This is a genomic window from uncultured Caldilinea sp. (genome assembly GCF_937128415.1).
Lineage (GTDB): Bacteria > Chloroflexota > Anaerolineae > Caldilineales > Caldilineaceae > Caldilinea.
The window spans coordinates 1-17,602 of sequence record NZ_CAKZMJ010000046.1 but is presented as its reverse complement, the minus strand read 5'-3'; the positions used below and the strand labels follow the sequence as shown (position 1 = coordinate 17,602).

General features: G+C 62.6%; 14 protein-coding genes and 1 pseudogene. 10 read left to right on the top strand and 5 right to left on the bottom strand.

Annotated features, from left to right (window positions below; genetic code table 11):
• The 9 genes and pseudogenes from Q0367_RS07195 to Q0367_RS07155 form a co-directional block, all read left to right on the top strand.
• Positions 1-579 (top strand): annotated as a pseudogene (locus Q0367_RS07195) (hypothetical protein); the annotation flags it as partial.
• 7 nt (positions 580-586) lie between these two features.
• Positions 587-1,027 carry a type II 3-dehydroquinate dehydratase gene (aroQ, locus tag Q0367_RS07190; RefSeq protein WP_297635890.1) on the top strand — a complete coding sequence of 147 codons (441 nt, stop codon included), beginning with the start codon at positions 587-589 and terminating at the stop codon, positions 1,025-1,027.
• Positions 1,027-2,352: an extracellular solute-binding protein gene (locus Q0367_RS07185; protein ID WP_297635887.1), complete on the top strand. Its 1,326-nt coding sequence runs from the start codon at positions 1,027-1,029 to the stop codon at positions 2,350-2,352. The genes aroQ and Q0367_RS07185 overlap by 1 nt, the downstream gene beginning before the upstream one ends.
• Positions 2,349-3,416, top strand: coding sequence for a hypothetical protein (locus tag Q0367_RS07180; protein WP_297635884.1), 1,068 nt, complete (start codon positions 2,349-2,351; stop codon positions 3,414-3,416). Before Q0367_RS07185 ends, Q0367_RS07180 begins: the two co-directional genes overlap by 4 nt.
• Positions 3,417-3,482: 66 nt before the next feature.
• Positions 3,483-4,511 carry a M23 family metallopeptidase gene (locus tag Q0367_RS07175; protein ID WP_297635881.1) on the top strand — a complete coding sequence of 343 codons (1,029 nt, stop codon included), beginning with the start codon at positions 3,483-3,485 and terminating at the stop codon, positions 4,509-4,511.
• A gap of 3 nt (positions 4,512-4,514) precedes the next feature.
• Complete coding sequence (locus Q0367_RS07170) at positions 4,515-4,952, top strand: hypothetical protein (protein WP_297635878.1); 438 nt, start codon at positions 4,515-4,517, stop codon at positions 4,950-4,952.
• 113 nt (positions 4,953-5,065) lie between these two features.
• Entirely contained in the window at positions 5,066-5,566 is a 501-nt protein-coding gene (locus tag Q0367_RS07165) for a hypothetical protein (RefSeq protein ID WP_297635871.1), read from the top strand.
• A 221-nt stretch (positions 5,567-5,787) separates the two neighbouring features.
• On the top strand, positions 5,788-7,431 hold the full coding sequence (locus tag Q0367_RS07160) for a helix-turn-helix domain-containing protein (RefSeq protein ID WP_297635868.1): 1,644 nt from the start codon (positions 5,788-5,790) through the stop codon (positions 7,429-7,431).
• Between the two features lie 36 nt (positions 7,432-7,467).
• The gene (locus Q0367_RS07155) at positions 7,468-8,382 is read left to right on the top strand and encodes a jacalin-like lectin (protein ID WP_297635865.1); all 915 of its coding nucleotides are present in this window, start codon (positions 7,468-7,470) and stop codon (positions 8,380-8,382) included.
• 47 nt (positions 8,383-8,429) lie between these two features.
• Here Q0367_RS07155 and Q0367_RS07150 read toward each other — a convergent pair whose 3' ends face one another.
• The 5 genes from Q0367_RS07150 to uxaC all read right to left on the bottom strand — a co-directional run bounded on the left by Q0367_RS07150 (position 8,430) and on the right by uxaC (position 16,712).
• Positions 8,430-9,230: a hypothetical protein gene (locus Q0367_RS07150; protein WP_298981347.1), complete on the bottom strand. Its 801-nt coding sequence runs from the start codon at positions 9,228-9,230 to the stop codon at positions 8,430-8,432.
• Between the two features lie 2 nt (positions 9,231-9,232).
• Positions 9,233-12,829, bottom strand: a complete 3,597-nt coding sequence (locus Q0367_RS07145; RefSeq protein WP_297641339.1) for an SH3 domain-containing protein — start codon at positions 12,827-12,829, stop codon at positions 9,233-9,235.
• A 16-nt stretch (positions 12,830-12,845) separates the two neighbouring features.
• On the bottom strand, positions 12,846-13,622 hold the full coding sequence (locus Q0367_RS07140; protein ID WP_297641341.1) for a hypothetical protein: 777 nt from the start codon (positions 13,620-13,622) through the stop codon (positions 12,846-12,848).
• Positions 13,623-13,825: 203 nt separating this feature from the next.
• Positions 13,826-15,268, bottom strand: coding sequence for a tagaturonate epimerase family protein (locus Q0367_RS07135; protein WP_297641342.1), 1,443 nt, complete (start codon positions 15,266-15,268; stop codon positions 13,826-13,828).
• A gap of 19 nt (positions 15,269-15,287) precedes the next feature.
• Positions 15,288-16,712, bottom strand: a complete 1,425-nt coding sequence (gene uxaC, locus Q0367_RS07130) for a glucuronate isomerase (RefSeq protein WP_297641344.1) — start codon at positions 16,710-16,712, stop codon at positions 15,288-15,290.
• 391 nt (positions 16,713-17,103) lie between these two features.
• Here uxaC and Q0367_RS07125 point away from each other — a divergent pair.
• Positions 17,104-17,602 (top strand): transposase (locus Q0367_RS07125; protein WP_298981346.1); only part of this gene is annotated, 499 nt, incomplete at its 3' end.

Here is a 17,602-nt window from a genome sequence, read left to right as displayed (position 1 = left end):
GAGTTGGCGCAGGCGCAGAAGCGCACCGAGGAGCGAGTCGAGGAGTTGGCGCAGGCGCAGAAGCGCACCGAGGAGCGAGTCGAGGAGTTGGCGCAGGCGCAGAAGCGCACCGAGGAAGTCGTGCAGAAACTGGTGATTCGCGTCGGCAAAAACACAGGCAAGCTGCTTGAGCTCGACTATCGAGACAAGGCGTACGCCTACTTTGGCTCCCTTCTTCGCAAGGTGAAAGTGGTTTCGCTGCAGGAGCTTGAACCTGCACTCGAGGAGCACCTAAGCGAAGCGGAGTTCAACGCGTTGTTGCCTCTGGATTTGCTGGTCGAAGGACAGGCGCGCACCGGCGCCGCCCCCACTGATAAAATTTATGTGGCGGTGGAAGTCTCGGCCGTGATCGATGAGAACGACGTGAAGCGCGCACAGGAACGCGCTGCGCTGCTGCGAAAAGCAGGCTTCCGCGTTGTGCCCGCCGTGGCCGGGGAGGATGTCACAGAAGGCGCCTTGCTGGCGGCGCAAGAAGCTGCTGTGCTTCTTGTACAAAACGGGACGAAACAAAACTGGGAACGCGCGTTGGCGGCGATGTAAGCGAACTATGGCGCAGATTGCCCTTGTGCATGGTCCGAATCTGAATCTACTCGGCGCACGCGAGACGCACATCTACGGCGTGCACACCTTGGCCGACATCGACGCCGCCGTGATCGCAGCGGCTGCGCCGGAACATGAGGTTCGCTGTTTTCAAAGCAACCATGAAGGCGCGCTGATCGACTTCATTCACGAGGCGCGCGCCTGGGCGGATGGCCTGCTTATCAATCCAGGCGCCTTCACTCACTATTCCTATGCGCTCCGTGACGCAATTGCCGGCGTCAAATTGCCCGCTGTAGAAGTCCACTTGAGCAACATTCACGCCCGCGAGCCCTTTCGTCACATCTCGGTGATTGCGCCCGTGTGCATCGGACAAATTTCCGGCTTCGGCTGGCGCAGTTACTTGCTGGGGCTGCAGGCGCTGCTTGACTATCTCCAGGATCGCGCATAATGCAACAGATTCTCACGAGGATGCCCAGATGGGCGCTTGTTTCCCTCACGGTCTTCCTGGCGTTCCTGTTGTTGACAGGGTGCGATCGTTCTTCTCCCTCTGGTGAACCGGTTGTCGAGCAATCCACGCAGAACGCCGCTGCATCCGCTGCTCAATTGTCAGGCGACCCGGCGCAGCGTGGATTGCCGACGGCCACGCCGACGCCCACTCCTCTGTCCGGACGCATCGTTCTTTGGCACAGTTGGGCGGAGGGCGACGGCGACGCGCTCGCCGCAATTCTAGAGATGTATCGTCGCATACAGCCAGGCGTGACCGTCGATACACTCTACGTCGCTTATCCCGATCTGGCGCAGGCGTACGCCGACGCCGTCGCCGCCGGAGAAGGACCCGATCTGGTGCTGGCGCCGGTGTGGTGGATGGATGGACTGGTGGGCGCAGGCGTTGTGCAGCCGCTCGACGACCTGCTCTCCCCTGCGGAGGCGGCCTCTTATTGGCCGGCGGCGCTGGAAAATTTCCGTTGGCAAGGCCGGCTCTATGGCCTTCCCACCCACTACGAGCTTGTGAGCGTCTTTGTCAACCGCGGCCTGGCAGACCCTACCGCCATGCCCGCTACGTTGGACGCGTGGCTGGCGCAGGCGCAGCAGTCGCCGTCGTTAGGAATCGGCCTGTACAACAATCTCTATCATTTGGCCTGGGGATTGCCCGCCTATGGCGCTCGTCTGTTCGATGAAAATGGCGTCGCCGTCGTCGATCGACAAGGCGACGCCCCTGGTTTTCTGCGCTGGCTGCGCACGCTCAGTCAGACGCCCGGCAGCTACGTCGATCCGGACTATGGGATGCTCAAGGATCGCTTTCGCAAGGGTGAGTTCGCCTATTTCGTAGATGGCCCGTGGGCCATCGATGAACTGCGCGGCGCGCTTGGCGAAAATCTGGCTGTGGCGCTTTTGCCGGCCGGCCCCTTCGGTCCGGCGCAGCCGTGGCTCAGTGCAGAAGGGGTGATGCTCAATCCTAATCGCACCGGCGGACAACAACAGATGGCGCTTTCCCTCGCCCGCTTTCTGACGACGGCTGAAAGCGGTGCACAGATGGCGGCGCTCGGCAGGCGATTGCCGGCGAGCCGCAACGCGGCGTTGGGCGACGATCCGTTGCTGCAAGGATTCGCACGCCAGGCGGTGAACGCTCAGCCGCTGCCTTCGCTCCCAGAAATGGCGCAGGCGTGGGGCTACGGCGGCGATATGTTCCTCAAGGTCGTGGATGGCGACGCCGATCCGCTTGCTACAGTCATTGAGACAGCTGCGTTGATCAACGACGCCAATGGCAAATGAGCGAACCGTTTGAGCGCTTTAACCTGGAAACGATGTCGGGGGTTTTCCCTGGCGTTCGCACCAGGGTCTATCAACGCGTGCGACTGGCGCCGCTCGACCCTCCTTCAGGCGCAGAAGCCCAGCGCCAGCAGCCGGTGCGCTGGGCGCGCATTCTCTGGTATGAGAATCCACCTTCTTGTGTCGTCGAGTTAGAAGCGCGGCGCAGCGGTAAAGGAGAAGATCGGCCAATTCCGTTGCTGCGCATTCCCGACCCCGACCCAGAGCGCTTTGCCCTACACCTTCGGGAAGCGCTGGCTGCGACCGGTTGGCGGCTTGTGACGTGCGGCGCATGTGCACATTGGCGCCCACTGCATGCTCGCACCGAGGACGGAATCCCGGTTGGACGTTGCGTTTGGCAAAATCCCATAGCGCAGAATTCTTTTTCTTCGACTGTCGCCACTCAGTTGAACGCCCAGTCGATGCTCGCCCTGGATTGCGTCCACTGGCGGCCGGAGACAACTATGCGGACGACTCTGGAAGCGAAGGCGGCGGAGCCGCTTCCGAGTGAGACGATCGCTCCAATTCGCAAGCGCGCCGAACAGGAAAGCGATGAACGCTGGACATGGCTTGGCCGCCTCCGACGCTGGCTGCGTCGATCGTCGGAGCCGACAACTCCACCCGCTGAACTTCCCTGGGAGGAGCGTCTCTTAGAGCGCAGCGGGGTCGGCGCCGGCGTCGAGCCTTGTTTCGCCTGCCAGGGCAAGATCGCCAATCTCGGCGCCTTGACGGCGGCGACGCCGGAAGGCGACAAGCAGACTTTCAGCGTATGGCGCTGCCGCACCTGCTACACCTACTATCTCAACGATTGGATCGACCGTTGGGAACGCACCGAAAGCCTGGAGACGGAAGAGCGTTTCTATCGCCTTGCGCCCGCCGAGGCATTGGAGACGTTGGCCGTGATCGACAACGTGGTGGGCGCCGAGCATCCGGCGCGTCGCCACGAACGCAGCGCCCAGCGCAATTGGATGCTGACGTTGATCGCCGACCGGCCTCCATTGAGTCACCAAATTCGTCAGGGACGCTAAAATAAACAGGGAGTTTATTCCTTTCATCGCAACCCCACGGGGCATGCAGCTCGTTCGGAGAACGATATGATTGTGCAAAGCTGGCCGCCAACGTTGATCGCGGCCACCTACACCGAAATGCCTTTCCCGATTTTGCATCCAATGCAGGAGGTTGTCTTCGACCTGGGCGTGACCGCCACCGACCATGCTCTCGACCTGCGCGGCGTGGTCATCCAAGGCTACAGCGGCCACCAACTGCTTTTCGAGCAGCGCTGGCCTGCGCAAATGATCGCCAAGCGCACTGGCTGCGACGATCTGACCATTGCGCCGCACACCGGCCTGGCGCTGCGCTCGTTGCACTTTTTGGCGCCCGCTTATGTGCGCCTGACGCATCTGCAGGCCATCGTGATTGCACGCCGCGAGGGCAGCGAGGTGGACGCTCAGCACTCCTTGCAGATCCCCGTGGAGTTTTACGAACAAAAGACCGACCTGCACTTTCCGCTGCGCGGCGCCTGGTGGCTGATTCAGGGTTCAGATTGGAGCGATCGGCACAAGCAAGAAGTCTATAGCCAGCCCTACGCAATGGATTTCGTGCGGCTGGGTCCGGAAAATCGTTTCTTTCGAGGGACGGGTCTAACGCTTGAAGAGCACTACAGCTGGGACCAACCCGTCTATGCCACGGCGGGCGGCAAGGTGGCCGCCGTCACCTTCGACATGCCGGACCTTCCACCGGGCGCCCTGCCCGATGAGCGCATCTTTCGCAACGATCCCCGGCGGCTGCTAGGCAACTCCGTCGCCATCAGCCACGGCAACGGCGAGTTCAGCTTCTACGGCTGCCTTCAACAGGCCAGCCTGGCGGTCAACGAAGGACAGGTCGTGCGACGCGGTGCCTTGCTGGGCCGCGTCGGCAACAGCGGCATGTCGCCAGGGCCGCACCTGCATTTTCATCTCGCCGAAGGGCCGCATCCTTTTATCGATCGAGGATTGCCGGCGCGCTTCAGCCATTTTGAGGCAGGCGGTCAGTGGTTTGAGCGCCTGACGACGATCCCTACGCGCATGATCGTCTCGACGCCTGAGGTCTCGACGCCTGAAGGATCAGTCCAAACGAAGGAGTGAACTATGCGCCGCAGCGACAAAGAACTTCCTCTGATGATGGCGGTCGACGACGAAACCTATGAGGAGATGATGACGCTCGTCGGCCAGCGCATTGTCCATGTTGGACTTTGGGAGGATTCCCTGAGCACTGCGCTGGCGGAGCGCACAGGCGAACTTTCAGACCTACCTGCCTTCGACATCGATCTCTACCTCGAGGATGGCGTCTACTTTGAGCTGTACGGCGTCTCCTGCTTCGATGACCTGGAGGCTGAACCGTGGTCAGACTTTGCGGAGAGCTTGAACAGGCTTGTCAACATGGTGAAGGCGCAGGCGCAGCTCAGCGACGTTGCAGTGGACGAGGCGGATAGCCTGATCCTGATCCTTTCGACGCCGGCAGGAGAAACAGTCTACCTGGCCGTCGCCGCCTGGCTGCTGGCGGAATGGGACGAGTTGCCTGAATAGGCTGCCTGAATGGGCGATCGTCTTTTTTTCGGGTTGCGTATTGTCAGCTTTTCGTCTATCATGTGCACACCTGTATCAATCGCCTCAATCTCCAGCGTCAAGGAGTCGTTACGATGATCATATTGACCACAGCAATTTCGAGTTCTGGCGCTCGCGCCGCCATCAATCCATGGATGGCTTCGTTGTACGGCGGAGTTGCAACCGGCCTGATCGCCGCCGCTTCGGCTTTGTTGTTGGGCACGAACATCCCGGTGCTGTATATCCTCGCCTTCTTGTTGATCGGCGTCGGCCCTGTGCTCGGCTATCAGCTGGCTTCCGGCAAACTGGGGCAGGACTGGAAAACCTTGCTCGGCGGCGTTATCGGCTTCATTTTGCCGTTGATTTCCCAAGTCATCCTGTGGCCGCTGCTGGTCTGGGCGTTCAATCGAAGCTTTGCTTTCGGCAAATTATGGCTGGGGAGTCTGATAGGCATTGTCCTGGGCGTCGTCGGCTTCTTTGTGATCGGTTATTTCATCGGTCAAGACCCTGCATGGGTTGGCTTCGGTTGGTCGATGCTCTGGGCGCTGTGGGGCGGCGCTGTGGCCGCTTTTATGACTTCTGCTGTGCGAGACTGACCAGAAACTTCCAAAGAATCGTTGCGGGCGATGGCTTCAAAGCCGTCGCCCTTTCTTTTTCGCCTCGTCCTGCATGCACTCTGGAGACCTCGGTTCTTCCGACGGGTTTCCGGCAATTGTGCGGTTTGAACAAATGCAAACCCTTCGCCACTTTGCATTGCATAAAAACCCTTCTATAATTTGTTTCAGCGCCTTTTTTGAAAAGGGCCAGCGCAAATTTTATGTATAAGAGCACTGCCACACTCAGCGATGTGTATCATCTGGCGCTCCCGCCGGCCACCCGGCTCGTAGTGGGCGTCGAATTCCTTAGCCGCCCGGTGAGCTGGGCGTGCAGCCTGCGGCCAAGCCCCCCTGCCTTCCCGAAGCTCGATGGGAATGAGCTGGCGCTCGTAGACATGGAAGACCTGCGACGCCTTGATCCGAGAGGGAGACTTGAGCGCGTCATCTCCAGCTTGCGCGTGGCCGGCGTATCCGGCGTCGCCGTTCTGGGGGGAGTCTCCGAGGCGGCTGTGGCTGCGGCGATCGAGTCCGGCATCGCCCTTTTTGAGCTGCCCCCATCCGTTTCGCTCACCCATATCGAACGCTCCATCATTCGCCTGATCGTCGATCGCTCCGGTTACATCGCACAGCGCTCTGCGGAGCTGCAGCGCGATCTCAACCGCGCCGCCTTGGATGGAGGCGGGCTGGCTCAGATTGCCCAACGCCTCCACACCTTCGTCCAACGGCCGGTCGTCTTTCTGGGGGAAGATGGGCGCATCAATGCAACGGCTGGATTCGAGGAAAATGGCTACAACCTGAGCTCTGTGTTAAGCCAGTTGCCCAATCTTGCCACATTGCGCAGCTGGATCGCCGTGCAGGCGCCGGACGCTCTGTCTCAGGCGGTGGGCGTGCTTCCACTGGCGCAAGATGGGGCGCTCTCTGCTTTTCAAGAGTCGCTCGTCTCCGCCGTCTGCGTCGGCGACGCCGTGCGCGGCTATTGTCTCCTGTTGCGCAATGGCTCGGTGGCCGGACAGGCGCTCTCGGCGGTCGAAGAGATCGCGGCGCTTGAGGGCGCATCCGCCGCCGCGCTTGAATGGGCGCGGCAGAACGCCATCGGCGTCGCCGAGGAGCGCATGCGCGCCGCCTTTCTTGACGAGCTCCTCGCCGCCGAGATTGCAGATGAACAGGCGTGGATCCAGCGCGGCGCCTCGCTGGGCTATGACCTGACCCGACCGCACGTCGCCATGCTGATCGAGGCGACGAATGTCCCCGGCTGGCCGACGCCGCTGCTGCGTTTCATCGAACAGCGCAACGTCACTGCGCTTCACGCCAGGCGAGAAGAGGGCCTTCTGGTCTTCTGGCCGGTCGACGACCCAAAGAGCGGCCGCGCGCTCAAACCTGTCGCCTCTGAGCTGGCAATGCGCATCGAGAACGCGTACAAAGGCGCACGCGTTGTGATCGGCATCGGTCGGCCCGGCGTTGGGCCGGCCAACTGGCGGCAGAGCCAGATGCAGGCGCGCGAAAGCTGGCGTTTGGGCAAGGAATGGGGCGCTTCGCCCGTCACCTATTTCGGCGATTTGGGGTTGTATCAATTGCTTACAGACCTCGGCAATAATCCAGAGGCGGCGCGCTTCTTTCGCAAGACGCTCGGCAAGTTGATCAGCCACGACGACACTCGCAACGCCGAGCTGGTGCAAACCCTGGACGCCTTTTTCGCCTGCCACGGCAATCTGAGCCAGACCGCAGCAAAGTTGCACATCCACCGCAATACGTTGACCTACCGACTTGAGCAGATTGCACAGATTACGCAGCTCGACCTGGATGACCCCGAAGCACGGTTTGCCTTGCAGCTTGCACTCAAGTTGCGGCCGGTGATGAAATCGTAGCGCCAAGATCTTCAAATCAAAAGGAGCAGACATCGTATGAGCAAAGCAAAAGTTGGGCCCAGCGGCGGCGAGGGCGGCCTTCCCATCGAAGGGTACGAAATCCCGGCCGGCGCGCGCATCCGACAGATTCGCGTGACATACGGATGGTTCGTCGATTCCATCCAGGTCGCCTACGCCGATGCGGACGGCAACCTCCAGGCATTGCCTGGGATCGGAGGCCATGGCGAGCGCGAACATCTCTTTATCCTCGACGCAGATGAATATCTTGTCGGCGTCAGCGGCCGCAGCGGCGCCTATGTGGACAGCATCCGCTTTCACACCAACAAGCGCGTTTCGCCGACTTTTGGCGGCGAAGGCGGCGAGGTGGAGTTCACCCTCCTGGCGCCGGAGGGGAGCGAGGTTGTCGGCTTCTTTGGCCGCGCCGACTGGTACATCGACGCCATCGGCATTCTCACGCGGCCCCTGCCTATGACGGTGGAGACGGCGCCTCAGACGCAACTGATCGAGACGTCGGTTGCACCGGCAAGTCTTCCCCAGGAGAGCAAACAAGAAAGTCCAAAACAGATTGAGGAAGCGCCTGCAACGCCCCCCCAAGAGAGTCAGCAAGAGCGCAAGCGAGCAGGCAAGAAGAGCAAGAAGGCGCCGGCGGCAGCCCCCGTCAGCGCCGGAGAGGCGCCCTCAACCGACAAACCCGCCGCAGACAATCTGCAAATCATCGAGGGCATCGGCCCCAAAATTGCGGAGCTGCTGGCGCAGAACGGCATCACCACCTTCGCCGATCTCGCCGCCGCCTCTCCGGAGGACCTGCGCAAGATGTTGCTGGCAGCGGGGCGACGCTTCGCCGTCACCGACCCGACGACCTGGCCTGAGCAGGCGGTTCTTGCTGCAAAAGGCGATATGGAGGCGTTGAAAGCGCTTCAGGCGCAATTGAAGGGTGGACGCCGAAAATAGCCGCCCATCCTTGCCCCACACAACAACTGCGAAAGCGGCGAGGGCGCTCACCTCGCCGCTTCTTCGGTCCAGCACGGCCCTTCGAGCGGCAACTCCACGATCGAAAGCGCGTTGACGCCCGTTGGCTCCAAACTGACGCGGTAGCGGCGCCACGGCAAATAGAAGTAGGTGTAGCCGCGCAGACAGACCTGGCTGCGCACGGCGGTCAAGTCCGGGGTGGTTTCTCCCAGGGGATTGGGGCTGAGCTGGCGCAAATCTTCCAGGGCCAGGCGATGCACCCAGAGGCCGGTGACGCCATAGGTGATCTCGGCCGCGCGGCGCGCATTCGTCACCAGCCGCAGCTCTTCGCCGGTTGTGGCCGGCTGGGGCGGAGGCAGATAGCGCGGGAGAAACGCCCAGGGCATCAGCACAAACAGGAGGATGACCAGGATGCGCGTGCGCCACGACCATCGCTCCCAGTCGAACAGGACGGCGCCGATGCGCCCCACCAGGCTGGCGACCAGGATCAACAGCCATAGCAGCAAGGTGTTGAGCAGCATGTCGAGCATGCCGATCTGCGTCTGCCCCTCAAAGGTGATGCGCGCTACGGGCAGCGGATACCCGCGCCAACCCATGCAGCCGGATGGACAGCCTGCATAGTAAGGCGGCACCCAGAAGATGTAGATGCTCGCAAACGCCAGCCCAAACGCCGCCAGAAAACTCAACAGGGCGATGCGGTGCCAGTGACGAGTCTGCTGGCTCCACCAGACGAGGGCAAGCGCCACCGCCAGCAGGCCGCCGACGGCCAGCACCAGATCGTTCCAGTCGGCGAAATAGCTCCATCCCTCAAGCAGCGTGCTCTGTTGCATGTTCACGGTCGCCAGCAAAGATACAGGCGGTCCAACGGCGCAGGAATGCCGAACAGGGGAAAGACCTGGTCGCCCCCTTCCCAGCGCATCAATTGTTGGGCGCCGCTGCGTTCGCGCGTCAGCACCAGCACCGAGACGCCATCCAGACAGGATGCAAAGGTCAGGGCGGACTGCTGCCGGGGCAGCAGATATGAGCGAGCAGTGATTGGGTCGGCGGGTGATGCGCCTGGAGGCGGCAATTCGACCTGCACCAGCCCAAACCAATCTTCCTGTTCACCTGACCCAGGCGCAAAACGACTGCGCGCCAGAATCACTTGATCCGTCCCCTGCCACACAGCTGCGGATCCCAGGAACTCGAAGCGCGTCTCGGTGACGTAAGCTGTGCGGATGATGCTGGCCCCGCGCCCGGAGAGCGTCAGGACGTTGAGCGCATTGGCCGGGCGCACCACACCGGAGGTGAGGCTGGGCTGATTGGCGTCGTAGGCGAAAAACGCCAGACGCGAGAGATCGGGGCTGAGCGCAAGGGGACCGCGGTAGGCGCCCTTTTCGAGGAGCTGTTGCGGCCCTTCTGTGACGACGCCGCGGCCCTCTGCATTTGTCTCCACGCGCAGACGGAAGAAGCCGGCGAACGGCTGTTGTGAAACGGCGTCCTCCGTGTCGACGAACAGATAGATGGCCGAGGGATCGCCCGGCGTCACCGGCTGCACGGCCACCAGCGTCGGCCTCAATGAAATGTTTCTCGGTCCGCCGGCCAGGCCAAACATTTCGCCATCGCCCTGCAGCCGCAGCGCAATTTGGGCGGTCGCCGGGTCATAGTGCCAGAGCTGCCAGAGATCCAGCGCTGCGTTCGGCGTTTCGATCCACCACAACCCGCCATAGGCGTCGCCTGCGACCCCGCGGATCGTGCGGAACGGTTGGGCGGCGATCTGCAGACCGGTTCCGTCGTTGCGCACCCAGCTGAAGGTGTTCAGGCCGCCTGAAGCCGGCGGCTCCGTCACAATGAAGCCGGCGTTCGGGTCGCTGTTGAGCCAGCGGGCAGACGTTTCGTATTGCCACACCTGGCGCGCCTGGCCCTCTCGCTGCAGCAGAAAAAGACCGGACATCGCGCTTCCCCCTAGCAGCGCAATCGCCTGGTTGGCCGTCGTCGCGGCGGCGATTTCGGGCAGGGACAGCTCCTTGACGCGCTCGATAGGCGGGGCAGCCACGATGCGCATGCGCAGCGCGCGCCAGCGCTCCATCCCCTCGTTGTTGCGTAGCGCGTCCGGCTGTCCCTTCATGTAGACGACTGCGCCGGGCCATAACAACGCCGCGTTGGCCGGCGTCCATTGTCCTTCTGGAGCGCCGAGCACTGTGCTCCAGACTTCGACGACGGCCTCGCGCACGTCGATCTGGACCGGAGCGCCGGCGGCGTTCGTCGCCATAAGCGGCGTCATCGGATCGGCGGGGATGGCGCCGCCCCCCATCGTGACCACCTGCTCATCCGCCTCTGGCGCAGGGATGCTGCCTGTGGGCGGCGTCGCCACAGTCGGCAGACGAATCACCGGCGTGACCAGCGGCGTCGGCGTCGGCGTGGCGGTGGGTAGCGCCGCCAGGAGTGAAGCGTCCGTATTGGAAGACTCTTCCCACAGCGGCGCATCCACGGGCGCGCCGTCGGCGCGATAGCGCGGGACGGCGCTATAGTCGCCATAAGGAATCACCAGTTGCGTCGCCACCCAGCCGACGACGTTGGTGCGGCCGTCGTTGACGACCGCAGCGCGGATGAGCAGCCAGTCGCCGGCCTCGGTGACGCCGAAGATGTCAACGGGCGTGCCGTTTTCCAGGCCGGCGATGACAATGTAGTCGGTGCCCGGGCCGCCGCGCAGCCGACCGGTTTCGGAGAGCAACATGTAGCCGGTGAGCGAGGGCGTTGCATCCGCCGGAATGTTCGGGATCGGAAGCGGTTTTTCGGTCGGCGTGGGTGTGGGTGTCTCGGTCGGCGACGGCGTTGCCGTGGGGGTGTCGGTCGGCGTCGGCGTGTCTGTCGGCGTTGGCGTCGCCGTCGGCGTATCGGTTGGCGTGGGCGTGAAGGTCGGCGTCGGGGTTGGCGTCGGCTCAAGCGTCGGGTTAAGCGCTGCGCTTTCGTCCTCGATGGGCAGCGTGATCGTGAATTCTCCCAGGTCAGCGATCGGCGCCGCCGCGACGGCAACCACCGTCGGCGTCGCCGTGGGGCGCGGCGGCGCAGGCGTCACCAACCCTGCGCTGCTGGCCAACACCACCCGGCCGATCGAGGTGAGAATGTAGCGCCCCGTTGCAAAATCCTCCTCGAAGATGGCCTCGAAGCTGCGGTTGCGGTCGGCGTTGTCAAAAAAGCGCAAGCGCAGCGACGTGGAGCCATCCTGAATTTCCCGATCCATCTCATTGACATAAACGGCCATCCAGTCGCCGGGCGTCGCCAATCCCAGGTCGAACATTTCATTGAGCAGGTCGATGCGTTTGACCAGCGACTGTGCACGGCTGATCTGTCCGCTCTGGAGCCGCGCTAGGATGGTCGCCAGTGTGCTGAGGGGGGTCGGCTCGACTTCCGCCTGCGCCAGCCGGTAACCGATGATGCGCGGCGGCGCATTGGCGTCTAGCTCGCTGGCCAGCAAGGGACGCCATCGCGTCTGTAGTCGTTGTTGGGCAAACGGCGGCTGTTCGATGAACACGCCGGTGGCGCCTTCTTCTGTGCGAATGGGGCTGTCGGCGGGTAGGGGGCCGGAGATCACAATGTCGGGCAAAGGCTCGCCTTCGTTGAACTCAAAGCGCACCTCGCTGCTGGCCGAATCGAAACGCCACTGTGGCTCGTCGTCGCTGCGCCAGAGCACCTCAAACGCCGCACCCGGGGATGGCTGCCTCCAGAGATAGGCGGTGAGGAGAGAGCGCGCTTCCGGGCGCTCCAGGGTCAGGAGGTAGCGCACTCCCTGGGCGTCAACGCCGAGCGCAGCCTCTCCGATGCCTGCAGCGAGCGCGACGTATCCGGCGCTGCGCTCGCTCAAGGCGGCGGCAACGTCGAGGAGAAGCTGACCTTCGACGGCGTTGCCGGCTTCCGCGCTGCGCCAGAAGAACATCGGCAGCGGCGCTCCATTCGGCGTGCGTGGGGCCGCAAAGGCCATCCAGGGGTCTTCGGAGATTTGGCGATAGCTGGCCGGCACGAAAATCAACCCTTGCTCGTGGGCAAGCCGCTCGGTCAGGGCGGCGGCGCGCTCGGGCGTGAAATCAAGGGCGGCGAGGGTGTTCAGCCCTTGCAGGGCCAGAATGAAATAGCGCTCGGCCCACTCCGCCGGGCTGGCCGGCGTCGCCGTGGGCGTTGGCGTCAAGGTCGGCGTGAACGTCGGCTCCAGCGTCTCGGTGGGCGTGGCCGAAGGGAGCGGCGTCAGTGAGAACCCCAGCGCGTTGCGCATTGCTTCGGCGGTGGCGGCCGCTTCTTGGGCGCGAGCCAGCCCCATAGACTGACCGACCTGAAAAGCCATGGCGGCGACCAGCATCACCAAGAGCAGCCCGATCAATGAAGCGGTTGCAATTTGCGCCTGTCTGCGTTGTTTTGGGTCAAGCTGTTGCCACAAGCGAGCGATGCGATGCACTCTCTTCCTCGTTCGGCTAATTTTCGATGTAGAGCGTCACCCGACAGGGCTCAGGGTAATTGCCCGTCAGGTCGACGACGGTCAACTGAAACGTCCAGGGGCCATTGGCGAAGCCGCGGGAGTTGATGCTCGCCAGCGCGCCGTTGAAGACCGGACCGCGACCGTCGGCGAGATAGGTGAAGCCGTTCTGCGCATTGGCGCCTGGGGCAAACTCCACCTTGTAATAGCTGAATTGTTCATGCGTCGCAGTGCCGATCAACGTGAAGACGCCGCTCACGGTGGCGCCGTTTCCCGGCGATGCGATGACGGCGCGGGCATCGGGGCAGGTTGGCGGCGATCCCGCCTGCGCAATCGGGGCAGGCTCGGGCGTCGGCGTCGGCGGCGATTCAATCGGTTGTGGTTGGCCCGGCTCGGGCGTCGGCGGCTCTGGGGTCGGCGTCGCCGTTTCGGTCGGCGTGGGCGAGGGTGTGACCGGCAGCGGCGTGTTGGTGGGGGTGATGACAAGCGCAAACTGCGGCGGCAGCGTTGGCTCCGCCTCCGGCGCAGCCACAATGGCCTGCGGAATGGTGCGGCTGGCGAAATAGGTGAAGCCCATGATCACGAGCAACAGCATCGCCACGCTGAAGATGCCGCTTAGCTCGCGCACGGCGCGCTCGCGTTCCAGCATGAAGATGGCCTGGCGCCGCTCCTCGCGCACCTGCCAGAGCCGATAGAGTTGATAGAGCGCCGTGAGGCCACAGATCAGGTAGATATACGGCGCATATGTCGCAATGATCTGGAACACGACCACCATGGCGTTGTTATATCATCCCGGTCACGCTCGTGCACATTCCTCGTGAAGCGATTCTATGCATCTCACAACCTTTCAATCATACAATGTCTTTGCCGTTCGCTCCAGTTCCGTGGCGGCTGGGGAAAGCGATTGGAGAAGGGGGCGTCGCCCTCGATCTCTTGAGAAATCGAGGGCGATGTTTCGCATAGACATGAGAATTGCGTTTACATTTCGACAAACGGCTGGAGGTGGCGCGCAAAGTGGCGACGCAGCGCCGAGCGATAGTCGTCGGGATATTTCGTCAGCAGAGTGCGCAGCGCTGCGCCATGCGTCGTGAGGATCGAGCCAAAGGTGACGTGCAGCAACTGTCTGGCGTCGAACTGGTCGAGCAGGGCGGGGAGGTCGGCGTCGGCGAGCGATGACGCCGGCGGCACGCGCTCCGGTCGACAGTCGAGAAAGTAGGTCTTCTTGTCTTTTTCATAGTGTGCGCGGCCCGTTTCCAGCATCTGACGAAAGAGGTTGGGCGCGCGCACGGCGGCGACGCGCAGCGCCTCCAGATAACTGGTGCCGGCGGTTTTAATGTGCACGCTATCGCCTGCGCGTCGCGCCAGGATGGGGTAGATGCTGAACTTGTCCGAGCCGGTGTGAACGCTCAGCTTATAACGATGGAAATAACGCATCACAGCGACATGGTGCGTCAGCTCCGCCTCGAATTCCGCCGGATCGCCCATGTAATCGACGCCTTTCTGGAACTTGCCCACGAAGCGAGGGGCGAGGCTGACGAGCGGAATATTGCGGCGAAGCAGCTCATTGGCGATAAAGAAATGTTCATGCGCCGAGGTTGGCGCATCGGTTTCATCGACGGACATTTCCAAATCAAACGGAGTTCCGCCGAAGGCGGCGCGCAGTGTGGCTGCGATGCGCACGGTGTGAGCGAGCGCGCGACCGTATTTGGCGAGGCTGCGCAGCAGCGTCTCTTCGTCGAAGTGGAGCGTCTCCCCGTCAAGTGCGATGGTGTGATCGCGATAGTTTTCGTATAGTGAAAAATAGGTTGTCTCCAAAACATCCCAAGGCAAAGCCTCACACTTCATACGCAACACGGTCAAATCATTTGTTTGCGCTGCGTTGTCCACATAATCGCTGGGATCGATGGTGAAAAAGGTGTAGCCGGCGGCGACGAACGGAGCGACGTGCTCTGGCTCCTTGACGTGATCGGCGTCGGCGCCCCAGGGCAGGCGCCAATCTTCGGCGAAAAGGCTCCAGATGGCGGCCGTCATCACCTCTTCAGGCGTGCGGTGCAGGCGTTCATTTTCGCGCACGGATTGTTGTGCAAAGATCGGCGCAATGCGACCCGCTGGATCGGTATTGCGCAGCGCATCGATGTGGCCGGGGGTGGCCAGGCCGATGCGGTCGCCGAAACCGAAGGAGAGGCGGCTGCCCAGCGGCTGTGGCTTGAGCCAGGGAAGCCGTTCTTGCAAGGCGCGCGCGTTCTCGGCGTCCAGGGGGCAGATCAACGCATCGTCCCATCGCTCGCCGTGGAACGTCGCCGAATTCCCGCGTACGAGAAGATGGAGCGCGCCGTCGCTCGACGAACGCCCCAGTGTATAAACGGCGTCCTCCATCTGCACGACGCGCAGGGCGTTCATGGAAAAGGGAGTGATGCTCATTCCATGTCTCCTTTTTGATTTATTGCAGTCGATATGCGTTTTTCGCCAGGTCATAAGCGAGCGCCCGCACCATCGCCTGGGCGTCCGCCTCGTCGATCAGATGGCGCACGAGCAGGCCGGCGACCCAGTCCGCCGCCGCGCGTCGCCAGAGGTCGTGCCGCGCCGGAATCGAGGGATAGGCGCGCGTGTCGTCGTTGAAGCCGGCGGTGTTGTAGACGCCTGCGGTCTCCATGACTGCGTCGAAGAAGCGGCGCATGCCGTTGAGGCTGTCGAAGAACCACCAGGGCGGCCCCAGCTTGACGGCCGGATAGTGGCCGGCCAGCGGCGCAAGCTCGCGGCTGTAAGTGCTCTCGTCCAGGTTGAAGAGGATGAGCGTGAAGTTGGGATGGCTGCCGAAACGGTTGAGCAGAGGACGCAGGTTGCGCGTAAACTCGCTTGCCACCGGAATGTCGGCGCCCATGTCCGGGCCGAAGCGTTCGTAAAGGTCGGCGTTATGGTTGCGAAGCGAGCCGATATGGAGCTGCATCACCAGGCCGTCCTCCACGCTCATGCGCGCCATCTCCATCAGCATATGCGCCGTGAAGCGCGCGGCGTCGTCGGCGCTGGCTGCGCCCCGCCGCGCGCGCTGGAAGATCGCTTCCGCCTCGGTGGAAGAGAGTTGCTCAGTGTACGCAGAGAGCGCGGCGTGGTCGGTTGCCACCGCGCCCATCTGCTTGAAGAAGGCGCGACGCTGCTCCAGCGCAGCAATGTAGCTGCGATAGTCGCCGACGTCCACGCCGGAAACCTCGCTCAGCGCGGCGATCTGCTGGAGCCAACCCGGCGCGTCGATATTGATGACGCCGTCGGGGCGGAAGGTGGGCAGAATGCGGCCATGCCAGCCGGAAGCTCGAATTTCCTGGTGGTGCTCCAGCTGCGAGGTCGCCGGGTCGGTGGTGCAGAGCACCTCGATGTTGAAGCGGTCATAGAGGGCGCGCGGGCGATATGCGGGCGTGCGCAGCCGGGCGTCGATGGCGTCGTAGATGGCCTGCGCGTTCTGAGGCGTCAACGGCTCCTGGATGCCGAAGACGTTCGCCAGTTCGTCGCGCAGCCAGTAGCCTGTCGGCGTGCCGCGGAACAGATGATAGTGTTCGGCGAAGATCTGCCAGATGCGGCGATGGTCGCGCTCGACCGGGCCGCCGTCGCGGCGCGGAACGCCGAGCGCCTCCAAAGGGATCCCTTGCGAGTAAAGCATGCGGAAGATGTAGTGATCGGGGATGATGAACAGCTCGGCCGGCGAGCCGAAGGCGTACTCCGGATCGGCGAAGAGGCGCGGATCGACGTGCCCATGCGGACAGATGAGCGGCAGGTCAGCCACGAGCGCGTAAAGCCGACGCGCGGCTTCGCGCTGCGTCGGCTCCGGGCTGAAGCAACGGTCGGGGTGAAGAAAGGGTTGCGATGAGACCATGGGATTGGATGCTCCTTCGGTGGATTGGATAGTGTTGCGTTGAGAATTTTTTAAATGTTTCAACACCGAAATGTGGAGGTGCTGCCTGTAAGCACCTGTGCATTCTCCGTAACTTTTCGGTGAATTATAAGATACCATAAGTATTTAGCTGCCACGTACAGCTTCAAGGGCTGAGAAACCGCAGCTGCACCGAAGCCGGTGCTTGGAAGGAGACAGGTTGAGCGTGGGCAATCGCCCCCTGACCATGCGAACGGAGAGAATCACAGGCGCAAAGCCCGCATACCAGGATGGAGGTGCATCGCAGGGTCGGAGCCCGAACGAAGCTGCCCAGAGTGCATACGGAAAGGAGTCCAACAGATGACGATCCTCTATGTCGGTGAGGACGTGGCGTATGCCAGCTTTGAGGGGGTTGCCTGGAGCAGTCGAAGCGTTGCGTCGAGCGGAAGGAGCCAGCGCCATCCATCTGATCCTGGAACCCACCGCAGGTTATCAGGCAGCCCTGGTGTTGTTTGCCCATCGCAGAGGATGGCGCATCACCCAGGTCAACCCGCTGCAGGTGCGCCGCTGGGCGCAAGGCGCAGGCAGGCGCGCCAAGACGGACGTTCAGGACGCCCTGCTGTTGGCCGAATATGGCGAGCGCATGCAGCCAGCCCCCCAGGAGCAGACGCCGCCTGAAATTCAGGAGCTGGACCTCCTGCTGCGGCGGCGCCAGGACGTCGAGGACCTCCTCCAGCGCGAACGCAATCGCCTCTTCACGCTTAAAAAACATCCTCACCCTCCCGCCAGTGTGCGCCAGAGCCTGGAACGCACCATTCAACAACTCGAACAAGAACTGGCTCAGCTCGAGGAAGCGCTTGAAGCGTTTCTCAAAGCGCATCCCGCCCTCCAAG